Consider the following 16,516-nt stretch of genomic DNA (forward strand, 5'->3'; position numbering starts at 1 on the left):
ACGCTATAGGGTTTCCGGGTGACACCGGTGTTCGAACTCTGCGCCCGATACGTCGACCGCCTCGCCGAGTTCGACCCCGTCTTCGCCACGATGCGCGGCGTCGAAACGGAGTTCAGACCCGCCACCGACTTCGGACCCGACGGGCACGCGGCGCGCGAAGACCTGGTCCGCTCGACGCTCGCGGAACTGGCCACGCTGGAACCGACGAGCGACGCCGACCGCGGCGCGGCGGCCTACCTCCGCGAACGGCTGGAGTCGCAGGCAGCCTGGTACGACCTCGGTGAGCCGGTGCGCGACCTGCGGGCGCTGTTCGGCACGATGCACATCGTCCACGACAACGCGTCGATGCTGCCGCGCGGCGACGACGAGCGGTGGCACCGGATCGCGACGCGGCTCGCCGCCGTTCCGGAGATGCTTGCCAGCTGGCGCCGGTCGCTCGACCTCGGCATCGAGCGCGGAACCACCGCCGCACGGCGGCAGGCGGTCGAGGGCGCCGCACAGGCCGACAGCTACGTCGGCAGCCACGAGGAGCTGGTGCGCTCGTACGGCGACGGCCCGCTGGCCGGCGACCTGGCCCGGGCCGCGCGGGCGGCCGACGCCGGCTACACCGACCTGGCGCGGTACCTCCGCGAGACGTACGCCCCGCGGGCAACGGAGGTCGACGCCGTCGGTGCGGAGCGGTACGCGGTCGCGGCCCGCGGCAGCCTCGGCGCCGACCTCGACGCGCGCGAGGCGTACGAGTGGGGCTGGGCCGAGCTGGAACGCATCGAGGCCGAGCTCGCCGTCGAGGCCGGACACATCAAGCCCGGTGCCACCATCGACGAGGCGATGGCACTGCTCGACGCGTCGGAGTTCGTCGACGGCGAAGACGCGTACCGCGAATGGTTGCAGGACAAGCATGACTGGGCCATCCGGCAGCTGCACGGGGTGCACTTCGACATCGCCGAGCCGCTGCACACCGTCGAGGTGGTGCTCGCGACCGGGTCGAACTCGGGTGCGGCGTACTACACCTCGCCGAGCGAGGACCTCAGCCGTCCCGGGCGTACCTGGTGGCCCACGGGTGGCCGCACGCGGTTCGAGACGTGGAGCGAACTGTCCACTGTGTACCACGAGGGTGTGCCCGGGCATCACCTGCAGAACGGCGCCTGCCGCATCGCCGGCGACAGCCTGTCGCGGTTCGCGAAGGTCACCGGGGTGTCCGGATACGGCGAAGGCTGGGCCCTGTACGCCGAACGGCTCGCCGACGAGCTGGGCTGGTTCACCGACCGCGGCACCCGGCTCGGCATGCTCACCGGCTCGTCGCTGCGCGCGGCGCGGGTGGTGCTCGACATCGGCGTGCACCTCGACCTGCCGATGCCCGACGGGTCACGCTGGACGTTCGAGAACGCCTGCCGGTTCCTGCGCGACCGCGGCCGGGCCGAACCGCACCGCGTGCACGCCGAGGTGGTGCGGTACTTCGGGTGGCCGGCACAGGCCATCTCGTACAAGCTCGGCGAGCGCGCGTTCCTCGCGGCCCGCGCGGAAGCCCAGCGGCGGCCAGGGTTCGACCTCAAGCGGTGGCACACCGACCTGCTGAACCTGGGACCGGTGGGGCTCGACCAGCTCCGGGAGACACTGCGCCACGTCGGTTGACCCGGCGAAGCTTTCCGTAGCCGGCCGTGCCGTAGCGCGTCACACAAAAGCTTTTCAGACCGCGACGCGGGTCTCGCGCCCGCTCGCGCGCAACCACGCGACCACCTCGGCGGCCGGCATCGGACGGGCGAAGTGGTAGCCCTGCGCGATGTCGCAACCCAGCAACCGCAACGCGTCGACGTGCTCGGCGGTCTCGACGCCCTCGGCCACCACGGTGAGGCCGAGGTTGTGGCCGAGGTCGATGGCGCTGCGCACCAGGATCGCGTCGTTGTCGCTCGCGGTCATGTTGAGGATGAACGAGCGGTCGACCTTCAGCTCGTCGACCGGAAGCTTCTTCAGGTACGCCATCGACGAGTAGCCGGTGCCGTAGTCGTCGATGGCCAACCGCACGCCCTGCCGGTGCAGGCCCGTCAGGGTCTCCAACGCGAGCGTCGGGTTGCCCATCACGGCCGTCTCGGTGACCTCCAGCCGCAACAGGCGTGCCGGAACCCCGTGCCGCGTCAGCAGATCGCGCACCGTGTCGAGCAGCGTCGGTTCGAGGAGGCACCGCGGCGACAGGTTCACCGCGACCGGGATCTCGTGCCCGGCGTCGAGCCACGACCGCGCCTGCCGTAACGCGAGCGCCAGCACGTGGACCGTGAGCCGGTTGATGAGGCCGGTGCTCTCGGCGATCGGGACGAACTCGGCCGGCGACACCATCCCGCGCACCGGATGGTTCCAGCGCACCAGCGCCTCGACGCCGCACAGCCGGTCGACGTTCAGCCCGACCTTCGGCTGGTAGTACAGGGCCAGTTCGTCCTGCCGTTCGAGCGCCCGGCGCAGGTCGCCGAGCAGGAGCAGGCGGTTCGGCTGGTGCACGAGCGTCTGCGGGTCGTACATCACCACGCCGGTCTTCGCGTCCTTCGCGCTGTACATCGCGAGGTCCGCGCACCGCATGATGTCCTCGACCGCGTCGGCGTGGTCCGGCGCGACCGCGATCCCGATGCTGATCTCGATGTCGACGGTGACGTCGCCGAGCAGATAGCTGCGGTGCAGCTCCTGCAGCACCCGGTCGGCCAGCTCGCGCCCGTCGGCGGCGCCGACCCCGGGCAGCAGCACGGCGAACTCGTCGCCCGACAGCCGCGCGACGGTGTCGGAGCCGCGCAGCATCGCGCCCAGCCGCCGCGCGACATGGCGCAGCAGGTCGTCGCCGTACCGGTGGCCGAGCGTGTCGTTGACCTCCTTGAAGCGATCGAGGTCGAGCAGCATCACCGCCAGCGGCGCCCCGGTGGCCAGCACCCGGCCGAGCCGGTCGGCGAACAGGGCCCGGTTCGGCAGGCCGGTGAGGGAGTCGTGGGTCGCCTGGTGGTGACTGGCGTCGGCCTGCTCGACCAGCCGGCGCTGGAACCGCGAGATGAGCACCATGCATCCCGCGATGAACGCGAGCCCCAACGCGAACAGCACCCCGATCGTCACGAACATGATCGACTCGAGCCGCTGCAGGTCGCCGACGGCCCGGTCGGCGGTCTCCTCGCTCGACTCGCCGGCCTTCACCAGCAGGCTGTGGATCGTGTCGAAGGCGGGCGCGAGCTCGGTCGTCTCGATGTGCAGCGCGAGCCCGAGGTCGCCGACGTCGACCGCCTCCAGCATCCGCTGGATGCCCCGGTTCAGCAGGATGTGCGCGTTGCGCAGGTCGGTGACCGTGCGCCGGTCGGCGCCGGTGCCGTACTGCACCACCTCGATCAGCGCCCGGTTCAGCTTCGCCTGCTGGTCGCCCAGCTCGTTGCGCAGCGCCGGATCGGGGCGCAGCTGGTACTTCCGTTCGATCGCGATCTGGGCGGCGACCGCGTCGGCCGCGTCGTCGTAGGCGCTGTCGAGGGCCGACTGCGTGGCGGCGATGTTCGTCTGCTTCCGCACGCTCACACCGGCCACCAGCGTGCCGACCCCGATCACGACCACGGTGACCACGAGGCCGACCCACGCGAGGCGGCCAACCCAGAGCGACGGGGCCATCTCACTCCTCGCGCTGCGTGCCGGTCGGGCTGCTCAAGGGCCCTATCGGCGCGCGCCGCACGGGGTTGAGGCTAGCGCCGTTCCGGAACCGGGATGCCGGCGGCGCGGGCGGCGAGCGCGACGTGGTCGACGAACAGCGAGTCGCGGGCCTTCTCGGTGATCCAGTCGAAGTGGCCGTAGGCCTCCAGCGTGGTGAACCCGTGCAGCATGGCCCAGCAGTGCAGCATCGCCTGGAAGTTCGCCGCCGGAACGGGGTCGGCGTCGTGGTGCTTCTCCGCCTTGTGCGCGACGAGGTCGGCGTGCACCTCGTCGACCATCGGCGCGCCGAGCACCCCCAGCCGCATGGCGTCGACGAAGACCCGCGACAGCTCCTGCATCGCGCCCTGCGCCGCCTCGGTGGTGGGTCCGTCCTCCGGCGCCACGTAGCCGGCCACCGGCATGCCCAGGATCAGCGTGAACAGCTGTGGTTCGTCGCGCGCGTAGCGCCGGTACGCCTGCGCGATCGCCAGGAACCGGCTCCAGACATCGCCTTCGGGCACCGCCTCGCGGGCGAGGGCCACCGCCCGGCCGAGCGCCTGATACCCGTCGGCGATCAGAACGTTGAGCAGTGCGTCACGGTCGGCGAAGTAGCGGTAGAGGGCGGGCGGAGTGAGTTCCATCACGCGGGCGATGTCAGTGAACTTGATGTCGATCGATCCGTGGGCGCGCATGAGGTCGAGTGCGGTGTGCTTGATCTCGTCGATCGTGGCGGCACGGGCCCGCTCGCGGCGGGGAGCGGGCCGGGGGGCGGCGGCCATAGCTGTGTTCCTCTCAGGTCCTCTCAGGATCCTCTCAGAAGACCGTTGCGTTAATCATCGTCACCGACGTGATGGCGCTTGACAAGTTAAGTACCTTCGTGTTGGTTATGAACCATAACGCAAGTGACGTGAAGTGACGTAACGACGACAACCCAAGGACGGGATCATGACGACTCTCGCGCCCCGCCGCCCGGAGCCGCCGGCTCCGTCCGACGCGGCCCGGCCCGGGCCGCTCGGCCGCATCGCCCGGGTGGCCTTCCGGCGCCGCGGCCGGGTCCTGCTGGCCTGGTTGGCCGCGCTGGCCATCGCGTTCGGGCTGTCGGCGGCCTTCAGCGGTGAGTTCTCCGCCGACTACTCGGCGCCGGGCTCCGACTCCAGCGCCGCCCAGAACCTGCTCGAGCAGCGGTTCTCCAGCGAGTCCGGCGCCACGATCGACGTCGTGGTCCGCGCCGACGGCGGCGTCGCGGCCGCGCAGTCCCGGGTGCAGGACCTGCTCGCCGACCTGCAGGGCCTGCCGCACGTCGCGGCCGTCCAGGACCCGTTCACCACGCCGGGGTCGGTCTCGCCGGACGGGCGCACGCTCGTCGCGCAGATCCGGCTGGACGTGGTGAACCCCGAGGACATGCCGGTCGCCGACACCGAGAAGATGCTCGACGTCGCGCACGAGGCGAGCACCGACGGCCTGACCGTCGCCCTCGGCGGCCAGCCGGTGCAGATGGCCGAGCAGGGCGAGATCGGTTCGGAGACGATCGGCCTGCTGGCCGCCGCCGTCATCCTGCTGATCACGTTCGGCACCGTGGTCGCGGCCGGCCTGCCGATCCTCGTGGCGGTGGCCGGGCTCGCGGTCAGCAGCACGCTCACCGGCCTGCTCATCCTGTTCGTCGACGCGCCCGACTGGTCCACCGCGCTGGCCACGATGATGGGCATCGGTATCGGCATCGACTACGTGCTGCTCATGGTCACCCGGTTCCGCGAGTGGCGGCTGGCCGGTCTCGATCCGGAGGCGGCCACCGTCGCCACGCTCGACACGGCCGGCCGGGCGGTGCTCGTCGCCGGCGGCAGCGTGATGGTCAGCATGCTCGGCCTGTTCGCGATGGGACTGTCGTTCATGCGCGGCGCGGCGCTGGTCACGATCCTCGCGGTGTTCGTGGTGATGGTCGCCAGCGTGACGCTGTTCCCGGCGCTCCTCGGCTACCTGGGCCGCCACGTCGACCGGCTGCGCCTCCCGCTCGGCCGCCGGCGGCGCGGCACCGACGTCGGCGGTCACGTCGCTGTCGGCGGTCACGTCGAACCGGGACGCGGCTGGCTGGCCTGGAGCGGCGCAATCGAGCGCAACCGCCTGCGTTCCGGTGCGATCGGCGTCGCGATCCTGCTCGCGCTCGCCGCGCCGTTCCTCGGTGTACGGTTCGGCTTCCCCGACGCCGGCAACTCCCCCGACGGCACCTCCGCCCGGCAGGCCTACGACATGCAGGCCGAGGCGTTCGGCCCCGGCGCCAACGGTCCGCTGCTGCTCGTGGTGGAGAACCCGACCCAGGACGTGCTCGGCCGGCTGAGCCAGGCCGTCTCCGCCACCACGGGCGTCGCCGTCGTGGCACCGCCCCGGCTCAACCCCGCCGGCGACACCGCCGTGGTCGTGGTCATCCCGACGACCGGACCGCAGGACGCCGGCACCGAGGACCTCGTGCACCGGCTGCGCGACGACGTCCTTCCCGGTACCGGCGCCTACGTCGGCGGCGTGACCGCGACCTCGATCGACAGCACGGAGAACGTCGCCCAGCGGCTGCCGCTGCTGGTGGGCGGTGTGGTGCTGCTGTCGATGCTGCTCCTGCTCGTCGCGTTCCGCAGCGTGGCGGTCGCGGTGAAGGCGGCGGCGATGAACCTGCTGTCGGTGGCGGCGGCGTACGGGGTGGTGGCCTACGTCCTGCAGGGTGGCTGGGCCGGCGAGCTGATCGGCATCGACACCGAGACCCCGCTGCCCTCGTTCGTGCCGGTGCTGATGTTCGCGGTGCTGTTCGGCCTGTCCATGGACTACGAGGTGTTCCTCGTGAGCCGCATGCGCGAGGCGTGGGTGCGCACCGGCGACAACCGCCGCGCGGTCACCGAGGGGCTTGCCGGCACCGGGCGCGTCATCACCGCGGCGGCGGCGATCATGATCGCGGTGTTCGCCGCGTTCGTCCCGAGCCCCGACGTGGTGCTCAAGGTGATCGGCGTGGGCATGGCCGCGGCGATCCTCATCGACGCGACGGTGGTCCGGCTGCTGCTGGTGCCGGCGGTGATGCACATCCTCGGCCGGGCCAACTGGTGGATGCCGGCGTGGCTGGCGAAGCGCCTTCCGGAGTTCAACGTCGAGGGCCGGCCCCAGGACCACCTGCCGCCGGCGGCGAAGCCGGAGCCCGCGCTCGTGTAGGTGCTTTCATGAACGACGCTCGATCCAGTGCGCTCCGCATCCCGGTGGCCGCACTGGATCGAGCGTCGTTCATATGAAGACGGGCGGTCGGGCGCTCAGCTCGGTGACGAGCTGGGCGTCGGGCCCTGTCCGCTGCCGGGCGACCCGCTCTTCGCGAGCGCGCTGCCCTTCTGGAAGTCCTCCCACGACATGTTCCACGCGGTCCAGCCGTCGCCCTTGGGCAGCTTGTCCTCGGTGCCCTTGACCGTCACCGGGTCGCCCACGCGGGTCCAGTTGTAGATCCACGCGGCGTTCTCGAGGTTGATGTTCACGCAGCCGTGCGAGACGTTGCGTCGGCCCTGGTCGGCCACCGACCACGGGGCGGCGTGGATGAACTGGCCGCTCCAGGTGAGGCGTTCGGCGAACTGGATGTCGGTGCGGTACCCGTCCGGGGAGTTCGCCGGCACGCCGTACGTGGACGAGTCGAACACCGTCTTGTCCAGCCGCTCGATGATCACCATCGTGCCCGACATCGACGGGTTGGAGGTCTTGCCGAGGCTCACCGGCATCTGCTTGACCACCTGGCCGTCCTGGGTCGCGACCAGCTGCTTGGTGGCGTTGTCGACCTCGATCGAGCGGCGCACCTTGTCGATGCCGGCGTTGATCGTGATGTCGGTCTCGCCGAACCGGCCGTCGCCGAGCGGGAGCCCGCCCAGCCCGAGCCGGACCTTCAGCTTGGTGCCCGGCTGCCAGTACTCCTTCGGCCGGTACTCGACCTGGATGTCGCTGTCCCAGTGCCAGACGCCCTCCTGGGCCGGCTCACTGGTGACGAACAGCCGCTTCTCGACGATCGCCTTCTGGTCCTTGCCCTTCACCCCGCCGTTGCGGAACTCGACCACGATCGGCATGGCCTGCCCGTACGTCTGGATGTTGTCGGACATGAAGATCTGGGCGCCCATGCGGTTGCCCGGCCGGGCCATGGTGGTGAAGCTGACCGTCTTCTCGACGGTCTTGCCCTTGTCGTCGGCGGCCTTCACGACGGCCTTGTACTGGGTCGTGTACTTCAGCGGCGAGTTCGGCACGAACGACGTCCCGTCGGCGCGCATCGCGCCCGCGACCGCCGCACCGGTCGAGTCGGCCAGCGTCACCTCCGACACCTTGCCGCCGGTGGCCTTGACCTCGATCTCGGCCGAGACCGGCACGTCGGTGGCGGCCTCGGCCGGCGTGACGGCGACCTCGACCGCGGCGGGTTTCTCTCCCCCGTCGCCGCCCTGCCCGTTCCAGCTGTTCTTGTCCTTGGTGCAGGCCGCACCACCCGCCAGCACCAGAGAGATGCCGGCCACGGCAGCGATCGCCCGGATTTGAGTTCGGCTCACGGAACCAATACTGCCCGGTCCGTCCATAGGACGAACCGGGCAGTCACTCCGCTACCGGGTGTCACCAGCCCCAGTAGGACGGTTGGGTCTGCACGTTGAGCTCGTGAACCCGGTTGAACTTGGCGGTGAGGACCCGCCAGTCGTTCATCTGGAGGACGTCGAGGCCCTTCGCGATGTCGTTCGAGTAGATGTAGCCGTTGTACCAGTAGCTGGACCACGCACCACCGGTGACCAGCGACGTGTCCGACAACGGACCCCGCTCGAACCAGGCGATCTCACGCGGGTTCGACGAGTTGGTGAAGTCGAACACCGAGATGCCGCCCTGGTACCACGCCTGCACCATGATGTCGCCGAAGATCACCGGGACGATCGACCCGTTGTGGGCCACGCAGTTCTCCGTGGGCCCGTTGATCCGCGGGATCTTGTAGTAGCTCTTGAACACCAGCTGCCGGCTGTCGCCGCGCCCGACGATGTCGTAGATGCCGTTGGCGCCCTTCGTCGGACCGTCGGCCTCGGTGCAGTGCGCACCGGTGCCGCCGCCGAGCTCGTCGGTGAAGACGACCTTCGTGCCGGTCTGGTTGAACGTCGCCGAGTGCCAGAACGCGAAGTTCACCGTGTCGCGGACCCGGTTGATCACGCGTGGGTTCTCCGGGTCGGCGATGTCGACGAGGATGCCGTCACCCATGCACGCGCCGGCCATGAGCTTCTTCAGCGGGTACGCGGTGAGGTCGTGGCAGCCCGACGTGGTGCGGCTGTAGTTGCCCGTCGGGTTGCCGCCGTCCGGGAACAGCACCGGGGTGGAGATCAGGGCGGCCTGGTCTGGCGTGCGCGTCGGGACCTTGATGATCGAGATCAGGTCGTGCGGCGGCTGGCAGTCCGGGAACGTGTCGCTGGGCGAGTACGAGGACACGTAGATGTAGACGTTCCCCCGGCTGCCCGGCACCAGCGTGTGCGTGTGCGACCCGCACTTGGTCTCGACCGACTTGATGTACCGCGGGTTCCGCTTGTCGCTGATGTCGAAGATCTTCATGCCCTCCCACGACTCCTTGACCGTGGCGGAGGAGCCGGTGCTCGCACACGAGTCGTCGGAGCGCGGGGAGTCGGTCGACAGGAACAGCAGGTCGCCGTAGACCGAGACGTCGTTCTGGGAGCCCGGGCACGACACGATGCTCACTTCGACGGGGTCGCGCGGGTTCGAGATGTCGTAGATCGTGAAGCCGTTGTAGTTGCCGGAGAAGGCGTACTTCCCCTGGAACGCGATGTCGGAGTTGGTGCCGGTGGCGGACGAGCCGGCCTTCGGCTTGTTGGCGATCAGCTTCAGGTTCGGCGAGCTGCGGATCTCGTCGACGCCGGGAAGGTCGGCGGCGCTGGCGCCGAGGGTGAGGGCCTCGCCACCGGGCAGACAGACGGTCGAGACGATGTCCTCGACGCACTCGTCGGTGGTCGGGCTGGCGATGGCCGGTGCCACCGCGCTCAGACTCAGGACGAGGGCCGCGGTTCCGACGAGCCCGAAGGATCTCAGTCGTCGCAGCCCTTGTGGGGTGGTTGCGAGCATGATCAACCCCTTTGTTGTGAGCAAGGTGAACAAAGGCTATCGCCCACCTTCGATCCCACATACAGGTGTGAGCTGGGTCACCGAACAAAGCCTGTCGATGACCGGTTAGCGTGGCTTTCGTGCCACAGCCGAACCGCCGCCTGCTGGCCGCGGCCGCGGCCGGAGCCGCCGCGTTGGTCGTCGCGGCGATCATCGTCACGAGCGGCGGCGGCGAACCCGACGGGGAGACCCGGGCGGGGGCGTCGAAGACACCGTCGACCTCGCCGGTGCCCGTGATCGTGCCGGGCCGGCCGGGCCAGGCCGCGTCGACGGTGATGTCAGACGAGCTCCGGGCACCCGACGGCACCGTCCACAACCTGCCCGACATCTACTTCATGCGGATGATGATCCCGCACCACACGCAGGCGCTGGAGATGGCCGTGCTCGCCCCCGAGCGCACCACCCACCCGCAACTGCTGGCGATCGCCGACCGGGTCAGGGCCGCCCAGCTCCCCGAGATCGCGTACATGCGCTCCTGGCTCGACGCCCGCGGCCTGAAGGTCGACGACCCCGGCCACGACCACGGCACCATGCCCGGCATGCAGACCCGCGACCGGCTCGACGCGTTGAAGGCGGCCCGCGGCGACGCGTTCGACCGCCTCTTCATCGACATGATGATCAGCCACCACCAGGGCGCGATCAGGATGGCCACCGACGTTCTGCGCGCCGGGAAGAACGACCAGGTCGAGGAGCTGGCCAACAACATCGCCGCTGAGCAGGACGTGGAGATCGGCCGGATGCGCGAGGCGTTCCCCGCCTGATCAGCGGAACTTGTTCGACGAGTTGTGGCGGTTCTGGCCCGCGGGGCGCGCCCGCAGCGCCTGGCGCACCTCGTCCTCGTGGCGCCGGCTCTGCGTGGTGACGTCGCGCAGGGTCAGCACGTATCCGCGGACCATCCGGTCGTCACGCAGGTCGCGGCAGCTCACCTCGACGACCATCCGGCTGCCGTTAGACCGGCGCAGGTGCCACGTGTCGCGCACCCCGTCGGGACCGGTGGTGTCGCGGGCCTGCGCGATCGTGAGCTCGATGCCCGCCAGCTCGTCACCGGTCACCAGGTCGCGGAGCTGGCCGGAGGGCGGCAGGGGCAGCCCGAGCTCGCGGCCCAGCGCGGGGCTCGCGTACCGGATGCGGTCGTCCTCGTCGACGACGAGCACCACGTCGTTGGTGTTCTGGATGACCGTCTGCAGGTACGTGTCGCTGTCGCGCCGGTTGATCGCGTCGGTGAGCCCGATGCGCTCCAGGGCCAGCCGGGCCTCGGCGGCGAGCACCTCCACCGCGTCCCGCGCGGCCGTGAGCACCCGCCGGTCGGCGGCGATCGTGACGGCGCCGCCGACCGTCCCCGGGTCGACGGCGCCGCGGGGCCTGGGCAGGATCGGGCACTCCAGCGCGTCGTCGAAGCCGGCCAGCTCCTCCCGCGCAGCGGCGGGCAGGTCGGCGACCGGAACGATCCGGGTGGTCGCCTCCCGCACCGGCTCGCCGGCCAGGTAGACCTGGTGCGGCGCGTCCGGTGGCATGATCCGACCGACCGCGACCCGCACCGCCGCGAACACCTCGGCCTGTGCGGTGGCCGCGACGAGCGCCCCGCTGGCCTGGCGCAACCCGCGCTCGCGCAGCATCGACCGGCGGTGCGCGCCCGCCGCGTCGGCCAGCAGGGTGAACACCAGCACGTAGATCATCACGGAGACGATCGCGATCATCATGCCGTCGTGGACGCCGCCGGCGAGCGACTCCACCAGCAGGATCGCCGGCGGAACCCCGAGCGACACGGCGATCAGCACCATCCAGCGGCGGCTCATCGTCGGCGGCTGCACCGGCATCGGGGTCGTGAGGTCGACCATCGACGGGTGCAGGGCCGCCGCGCCCCAGGCCGCGTAGAGCACCAGGTAACCGATGTTGGCCGGACCGTCCTGCCAGCTCCGGCCGTCGATCGTGGTGACCGCGTACGCCATGTCGCCGGCGATGCTGGCGAGCGCGCCGACGTTCAGCAGGATCACCGACCGGTTGCGCGGCATCGCCAGCGCGAGCCGCCCGGCGACGGCGACGAGCAGCAGGTCGCCGAGCAGGAACCCGGCGATCGCGTACTTCTCGGAGGCCGGCAACTGCCCGTCGCGCAGCACCGGGCTCACCACCAGCACCCATACGAGCAGCCCACCGGCGCAGGTGGCCATCAGCGTGCCGACCAGCTTCGACCGGTCGCGCAGCACCACGCTGACCCGCGTGAGCCCGAGCACGCCGATCGTCACCAGCGGAACCATCAGCAGGTAGCTGGTGTCGGACAGGGTGAGGAAGACGCCGCCGGCCTGCCGGTCGAGCGCGTACAGGGCATCGCCGAGCGCGCCGAAGAAGATCGTGCCCGCCAGCAGGTACCAGGGCAGCGGCCGGGTGGGCCGGTGGCGGCGCACACCGACGATCACCCCGACGGCGCCGATCACGCCGATCAGCGGCCAGCCCACGGTGCCCCACTCGGGTATCAGGAGCAGGTGGGCGCCGACCACGACCATCGGGGTCACGTAAGCCGCAACGATCCTCCCAGGCACCGGCCCTCCGTCGGGCGTCAACACGAGCGTCGGGTGCCTGTCCGGTCTACCAACCACACACGTGGATGTCTATCACCCGCGCGGGCGGCCCGTCACTGCCGAATGCCGGGAAACCTCAGCGCGGACCCGCCGGGACCACCGCGGTTCCGCCGGTCGCGGGGGTGCACGGCGCGCCCTCGACGGTGAACCGGGTCGGTGCGAGCGGCGGCGTCGGCGAGGTGCCGGTGAGCGCCAGCCGCGTCGTGCCGCCGGCCTCCAGCGGCTGGTCGACGTGCAGGATCACGTCCGCGCCCTTCTGGTCGAAGCGCACGCCGGGCGCGTCGGTGATCCGCTGGCCCGCGGGCAGCGCGAACTCCAGCGACCACGAGTCGAGCCGCTGCCGGCCGGTGTTCGTGACCGCCACCTCCGCGGTGAACGCCCCTCCGGTGCCCGGGCTGGCCACGTACCGGGCGGCGCACCCGCCGGACGGCGTGGCCGCCGCTCCCGACGGTCTCTCCGCCGGGTCCGGCGCGACCACCGCGCCCAGCCCGACGCCGGCGAGCGCGACGGCCGCCGCGAGCCCGGCGCCGGCGACCACCCGCCGCACGCTGAACCGCCCGATCGAGATGCGCTGGGACAGGTAGCCGTTCACCAGCCGGCGCCGGCCGAGGCGCGGGAGCCGGGGCCGCACCGGCTGCGTCATGTCCGTGGTGGCGTCCCCGGCCGCCGACCGGGCGGCGGCAGCGCGGGAAGCGGCCCGGTCGGCGGCGGTCGAGCGGGAAGCGGCCCGGTCGGCGGCCGGCGCCCGGGCCGGCGCCGTCGACAGGTCGCCGCCGACCGCCGGCAGCGTGACCGGCAGCCCGGCCGCCTCGGCGAGCACGACGGCCGCGTACAGCGAGGACGGCCGCTCGTCGGGGTCCTTGCTGAGGCACTGCTCGCACAGTTCGACCACGTCGGCCGGCAGGCCGGTGACCTTCGGCAGCGGCCGCGGCGGCAGTTCCCGGTGCGCGTTGACCAGGTCGGTGGCGGTGTAGGCAGGCCACGGCAGGGTGCCGGTCAGGCACTGGTAGAGCAGGATGCCCAGCGCGTACACGTCCGTCGCCGGCGCCGCCGGACGCCCGGCGAAGCGCTCCGGCGCGACGTAGGCCGGGGTGCCGAGCAGCTCGTCGCCGTGGTCGTCGAGCTCGCCCACGGCGGCCGCGATGCCGAAGTCGACCACCTTGACCCCGGTGCGGGCGAGCATGATGTTGCCCGGCTTGATGTCGCGGTGCACCACGCCGCACGCGTGGGCGGCGGCCAGCGCCGCGGCCACCTCCGCGGCGATGCCGACGGCGGTGCGCCAGTGCATCTTGTCGCTCTGCTGACGCACGGCGAGCGTGTCGCCGTGCACGAGCTCCATGACGATGTACGGCACCTTGCCCCGGCGACCGTGCCGCGACTCGCCGAAGTCGTACACGCCGGCGACGTTCGGGTGGGCGAGCCGGGCGGCGACCCGGGCCTCGGCCTTGATGCGCTCGCGGGCCGCCCGGTCGCTGAAGCTGGGCCCGAGCAGCTTGACCGCCACCTGGCGGCCGAGTACGAGGTCCTGTGCACGCCAGACGACGGCCATGCCGCCGGTACCCAGCTCGGTGTCGAGCCGGTACCGCCTGCCCAGCGTGCGCACCGTACCCCCCAGCCGAGCCGCTGTCCCCGGACCGATGATCGCCTACCCAGGGCCCTCCGGAGCGAAACTCGGCCTCCGCTGCTGCCGGAACTGAGACTTAGCCGCGGGTCGATCCGAGGCCGAGGAAGACGGCCAGACCGAGCGCCGACCGGGGTGAGTACGCCTGTCGCCACAGCCCTCCGTGCGCGGCCGCGTACGCCTCGTCGCGCCACGGATGATCATGACTCTTCGGCGCGACCCGGAGGTCGTGCACCAGCAGCGCGGCCATCAGGGTGTTGCTGGTGGCCGGCTCGAAGATCTCGATGCCGAACCGGTGGGCACCGGAGTACGCCGCGGCGAGCGCCCGGTTGCGCACCACGCTGCGGGTCCGGGTCGCGGGCGCGACGTTCAGCGACACGGTGGTCCCCTCGGCCCGCGCCAGGGCGGCCCGCCACCGCTGCAGGCGCTTGGCCAGCGCGTAGTTCGGCCCCTGCTGCGGCACCAGCGCGTCGTGCACGCCGGGGTCGGCGCCCGGTGGGTAGTTGCGGCTGAGCAACCGGCCACCGCTCAGGAACCGCACCGGCCGCCGCAGCCACGTCCTGTCCCGGAAGCGCCGGTCGGCCTCGGCCACCGCCTCGGCCGGCACGGCGAACACATCGGTCGGCGTCGCGAGGAAGGCCAGCGCCGTCTCGGGTCGCGCCTGGATGAGGGACCGCGTGAGCGCGTCCACCGCCATCGACACCCTCAGGTTGGTGGCGCCGTCGGCGTACACGTAGTTGCCGAGGACGAGGTCGCCCTCGATCGCCGTGAGCCAGGCCGTCACGCGGGGCAGGTCGTGGATGATGTCGGCGCCGGCGCCCTGCGCGAGGTCCTTCGTGTCCCTGTTCCTGTCGGCGGAGTGGACCGGCACCGTGAGCGTCCCGGCGTGGCGGGCCGCGACGCCGAGCACCCGTTCCCAGACCGCCGGCCGCGGCAGGTCGACGGCGACCACGTCGGCGCCCCACCGCAGCAGCGAGATCAGCGGACCCATCTCGGCGCCGGCGCCGAGCACGACCATCCGCTTGTCGGAGAGGTCGAGCCAGTCCGGGTTCGCCATCACCGCCCGCACGGCCTCCGCGAACGACGGCTCGACGATGCCGGCGTCGATCCAGCGGTCGAGCTGGCGGTGCAGGTCGTCGCCGGTGAGGCGGTTGCCGCGGTAGGGGACGACGAGGTCGCGCTGCGCCTCGCCGGCGCCCTCCACCGTGCGGGTGCCGAGGTCGTCGCCGTCGTGGGAGGCGTCGCCGATGGGCCCGCCGTCGTAGGTCATCTGCCGGTACAGGGAGTCGAGGCCGTTGCGGGCGATCGTCAGGGCGGCCTCGCGGCTGTCGAGCCCGGCCTCGACGAGCCGGCGGAAGTGCAGGATGTACGCCTGCCGCCAGCTGGTCTCCGACAGCGCCCCGCGCGCCCCGACCGGGTCGACCTCCCGCAACGCGTCGGCCACCACCGTGCGGCCGAGCGCGCTGGTGCTCCTCTTGCCGTCGCTGTTCTCGGGAACCTGCACGCCGCTGTTCACAGGCACTCCTCCAGAGCCTCGATCAGGCGCTCGGACCGGTCGAACCCGCCCAGGCTGCGGGTGACATACGCGTACGCGTACCCCTTCGCGGGGTCGGCGAACGCGTCGCAGCCGCCGATGCCGCCCATGCCGAACTCCCCGGTCTCCTCGACCTGCACCCCGAGCCCCCAGTTGACGTGGCGCCGGAGCAGCAGGTCCTCGCCGCGGGCGTGGATCTCCTGCTCCGGCAGCGCCGCGTAGAACCGGGCCAGGGCGAGCGCCGTCGTGTGCAGGTTGACGGCCGGCACCTGCGCTTCCCGCCAGGTCGGCGAGTTGAGGACGTCGAGCGCCAGCCATCCGGGCGGGTTGTCGAGCACGCGCCGCCGGTAGTCGTCGGTTCCGATGGTCTGCGCCGGCCAGTCGGGGTGGGCGTACTCCAGCTCCGCGGTGCGGGCCTGCTCCCCGTCGGTCTCCCCCAGCGCGAAGCCCGTGTACTCCGCGCGGAGGTACTCGCCGGGCATCCGGCCGTCGACCCGACGGATCAGCTCGCCGACGAGGTGGCCGTACGTCATCGCGTGCTCGGCGACGGCGGTGCCGGCCGGGAACTCCGGCTCGGCGGCGGCGAGCATCGCGCACAGCCCGTGCCAGTCGGTCGGGTCCTTCACCTGCTCGGGGAACGCGGGCAGGCCGGCGGTGTGGGCGAGCACGTGCCGCACGGTGGTCTCCGCCTTGCCGTTGGCGGCGAACTCGGGCCAGTACGCCGCGACCGGGTCGTCGAACCGGCCCTCCAGGAGCCGCACGAGGCCGGCGGCGACCACGGCCTTGCCCACCGAGAAGACGTGCACCAGCGTGCCGGGCGTCCAGGGCTCGGTGCGGGCGGCGTCGCGCCAGCCGCCGTACAGGTCGACGACGACCTCGCCGGCGTGCACCACCGCGAGCGCGTTTCCCGGGTCGCCGAGCGCCTCGAAGGCGTCGCGCACCCCGGCGAACCGCGGGTCCGCGGACCCACCCACAGGTACCATTCCGGCAGCCTACGTGCACCGGCAC

At 71.7% G+C, this 16,516-nt stretch carries 11 protein-coding genes; 3 read left to right on the top strand and 8 right to left on the bottom strand.

Annotated features, from left to right (window positions below; all coding sequences use genetic code 11):
- The first annotated feature begins 18 nt into the window (after nt 1-18).
- Nucleotides 19-1,632 carry a DUF885 domain-containing protein gene (locus tag Voc01_RS20260; RefSeq protein ID WP_203929049.1) on the top strand — a complete coding sequence of 538 codons (1,614 nt, stop codon included), beginning with the start codon at nt 19-21 and terminating at the stop codon, nt 1,630-1,632.
- 54 nt (nt 1,633-1,686) lie between these two features.
- Here the strand turns inward: Voc01_RS20260 and Voc01_RS20265 are convergent, their stop codons facing one another.
- Both Voc01_RS20265 and Voc01_RS20270 read right to left on the bottom strand, forming a co-directional pair.
- Entirely contained in the window at nt 1,687-3,624 is a 1,938-nt protein-coding gene (locus tag Voc01_RS20265; RefSeq protein WP_203929050.1) for a putative bifunctional diguanylate cyclase/phosphodiesterase, read from the bottom strand.
- Nucleotides 3,625-3,695: 71 nt separating this feature from the next.
- Nucleotides 3,696-4,421 (bottom strand): TetR/AcrR family transcriptional regulator, encoded by a 726-nt coding sequence (locus Voc01_RS20270; RefSeq protein ID WP_203929051.1) that lies wholly within the window; start codon nt 4,419-4,421, stop codon nt 3,696-3,698.
- Nucleotides 4,422-4,587: 166 nt separating this feature from the next.
- Between Voc01_RS20270 and Voc01_RS20275 the strand changes: the two genes are divergently transcribed.
- Nucleotides 4,588-6,828 carry an MMPL family transporter gene (locus tag Voc01_RS20275; RefSeq protein WP_203929052.1) on the top strand — a complete coding sequence of 747 codons (2,241 nt, stop codon included), beginning with the start codon at nt 4,588-4,590 and terminating at the stop codon, nt 6,826-6,828.
- Nucleotides 6,829-6,923: 95 nt separating this feature from the next.
- Here Voc01_RS20275 and Voc01_RS20280 read toward each other — a convergent pair whose 3' ends face one another.
- Both Voc01_RS20280 and Voc01_RS20285 read right to left on the bottom strand, forming a co-directional pair.
- The gene (locus Voc01_RS20280) at nt 6,924-8,183 is read right to left on the bottom strand and encodes a L,D-transpeptidase (protein ID WP_239160341.1); all 1,260 of its coding nucleotides are present in this window, start codon (nt 8,181-8,183) and stop codon (nt 6,924-6,926) included.
- A gap of 61 nt (nt 8,184-8,244) precedes the next feature.
- Complete coding sequence (locus tag Voc01_RS20285) at nt 8,245-9,741, bottom strand: LVIVD repeat-containing protein (RefSeq protein WP_373873840.1); 1,497 nt, start codon at nt 9,739-9,741, stop codon at nt 8,245-8,247.
- A 116-nt stretch (nt 9,742-9,857) separates the two neighbouring features.
- On the opposite strand from Voc01_RS20285, the gene Voc01_RS20290 reads away from it, so the two are divergent.
- Entirely contained in the window at nt 9,858-10,538 is a 681-nt protein-coding gene (locus Voc01_RS20290) for a DUF305 domain-containing protein (RefSeq protein WP_203929055.1), read from the top strand.
- Here the strand turns inward: Voc01_RS20290 and Voc01_RS20295 are convergent, their stop codons facing one another.
- The 4 genes from Voc01_RS20295 to Voc01_RS20310 form a co-directional block, all read right to left on the bottom strand.
- Complete coding sequence (locus Voc01_RS20295; protein ID WP_239160345.1) at nt 10,539-12,278, bottom strand: PAS domain-containing protein; 1,740 nt, start codon at nt 12,276-12,278, stop codon at nt 10,539-10,541.
- A 151-nt stretch (nt 12,279-12,429) separates the two neighbouring features.
- On the bottom strand, nt 12,430-13,956 hold the full coding sequence (locus Voc01_RS20300; protein ID WP_203929057.1) for a serine/threonine-protein kinase: 1,527 nt from the start codon (nt 13,954-13,956) through the stop codon (nt 12,430-12,432).
- A gap of 97 nt (nt 13,957-14,053) precedes the next feature.
- Entirely contained in the window at nt 14,054-15,490 is a 1,437-nt protein-coding gene (locus Voc01_RS20305) for a hypothetical protein (RefSeq protein WP_239160342.1), read from the bottom strand.
- Nucleotides 15,487-16,491 (bottom strand): serine hydrolase domain-containing protein, encoded by a 1,005-nt coding sequence (locus Voc01_RS20310; RefSeq protein WP_203929058.1) that lies wholly within the window; start codon nt 16,489-16,491, stop codon nt 15,487-15,489. The genes Voc01_RS20305 and Voc01_RS20310 overlap by 4 nt, the downstream gene beginning before the upstream one ends.
- Nucleotides 16,492-16,516: the final 25 nt, after the last annotated feature.

This window comes from Virgisporangium ochraceum, assembly GCF_016863655.1.
Classification (GTDB): Bacteria; Actinomycetota; Actinomycetes; order Mycobacteriales; family Micromonosporaceae; genus Virgisporangium; species Virgisporangium ochraceum.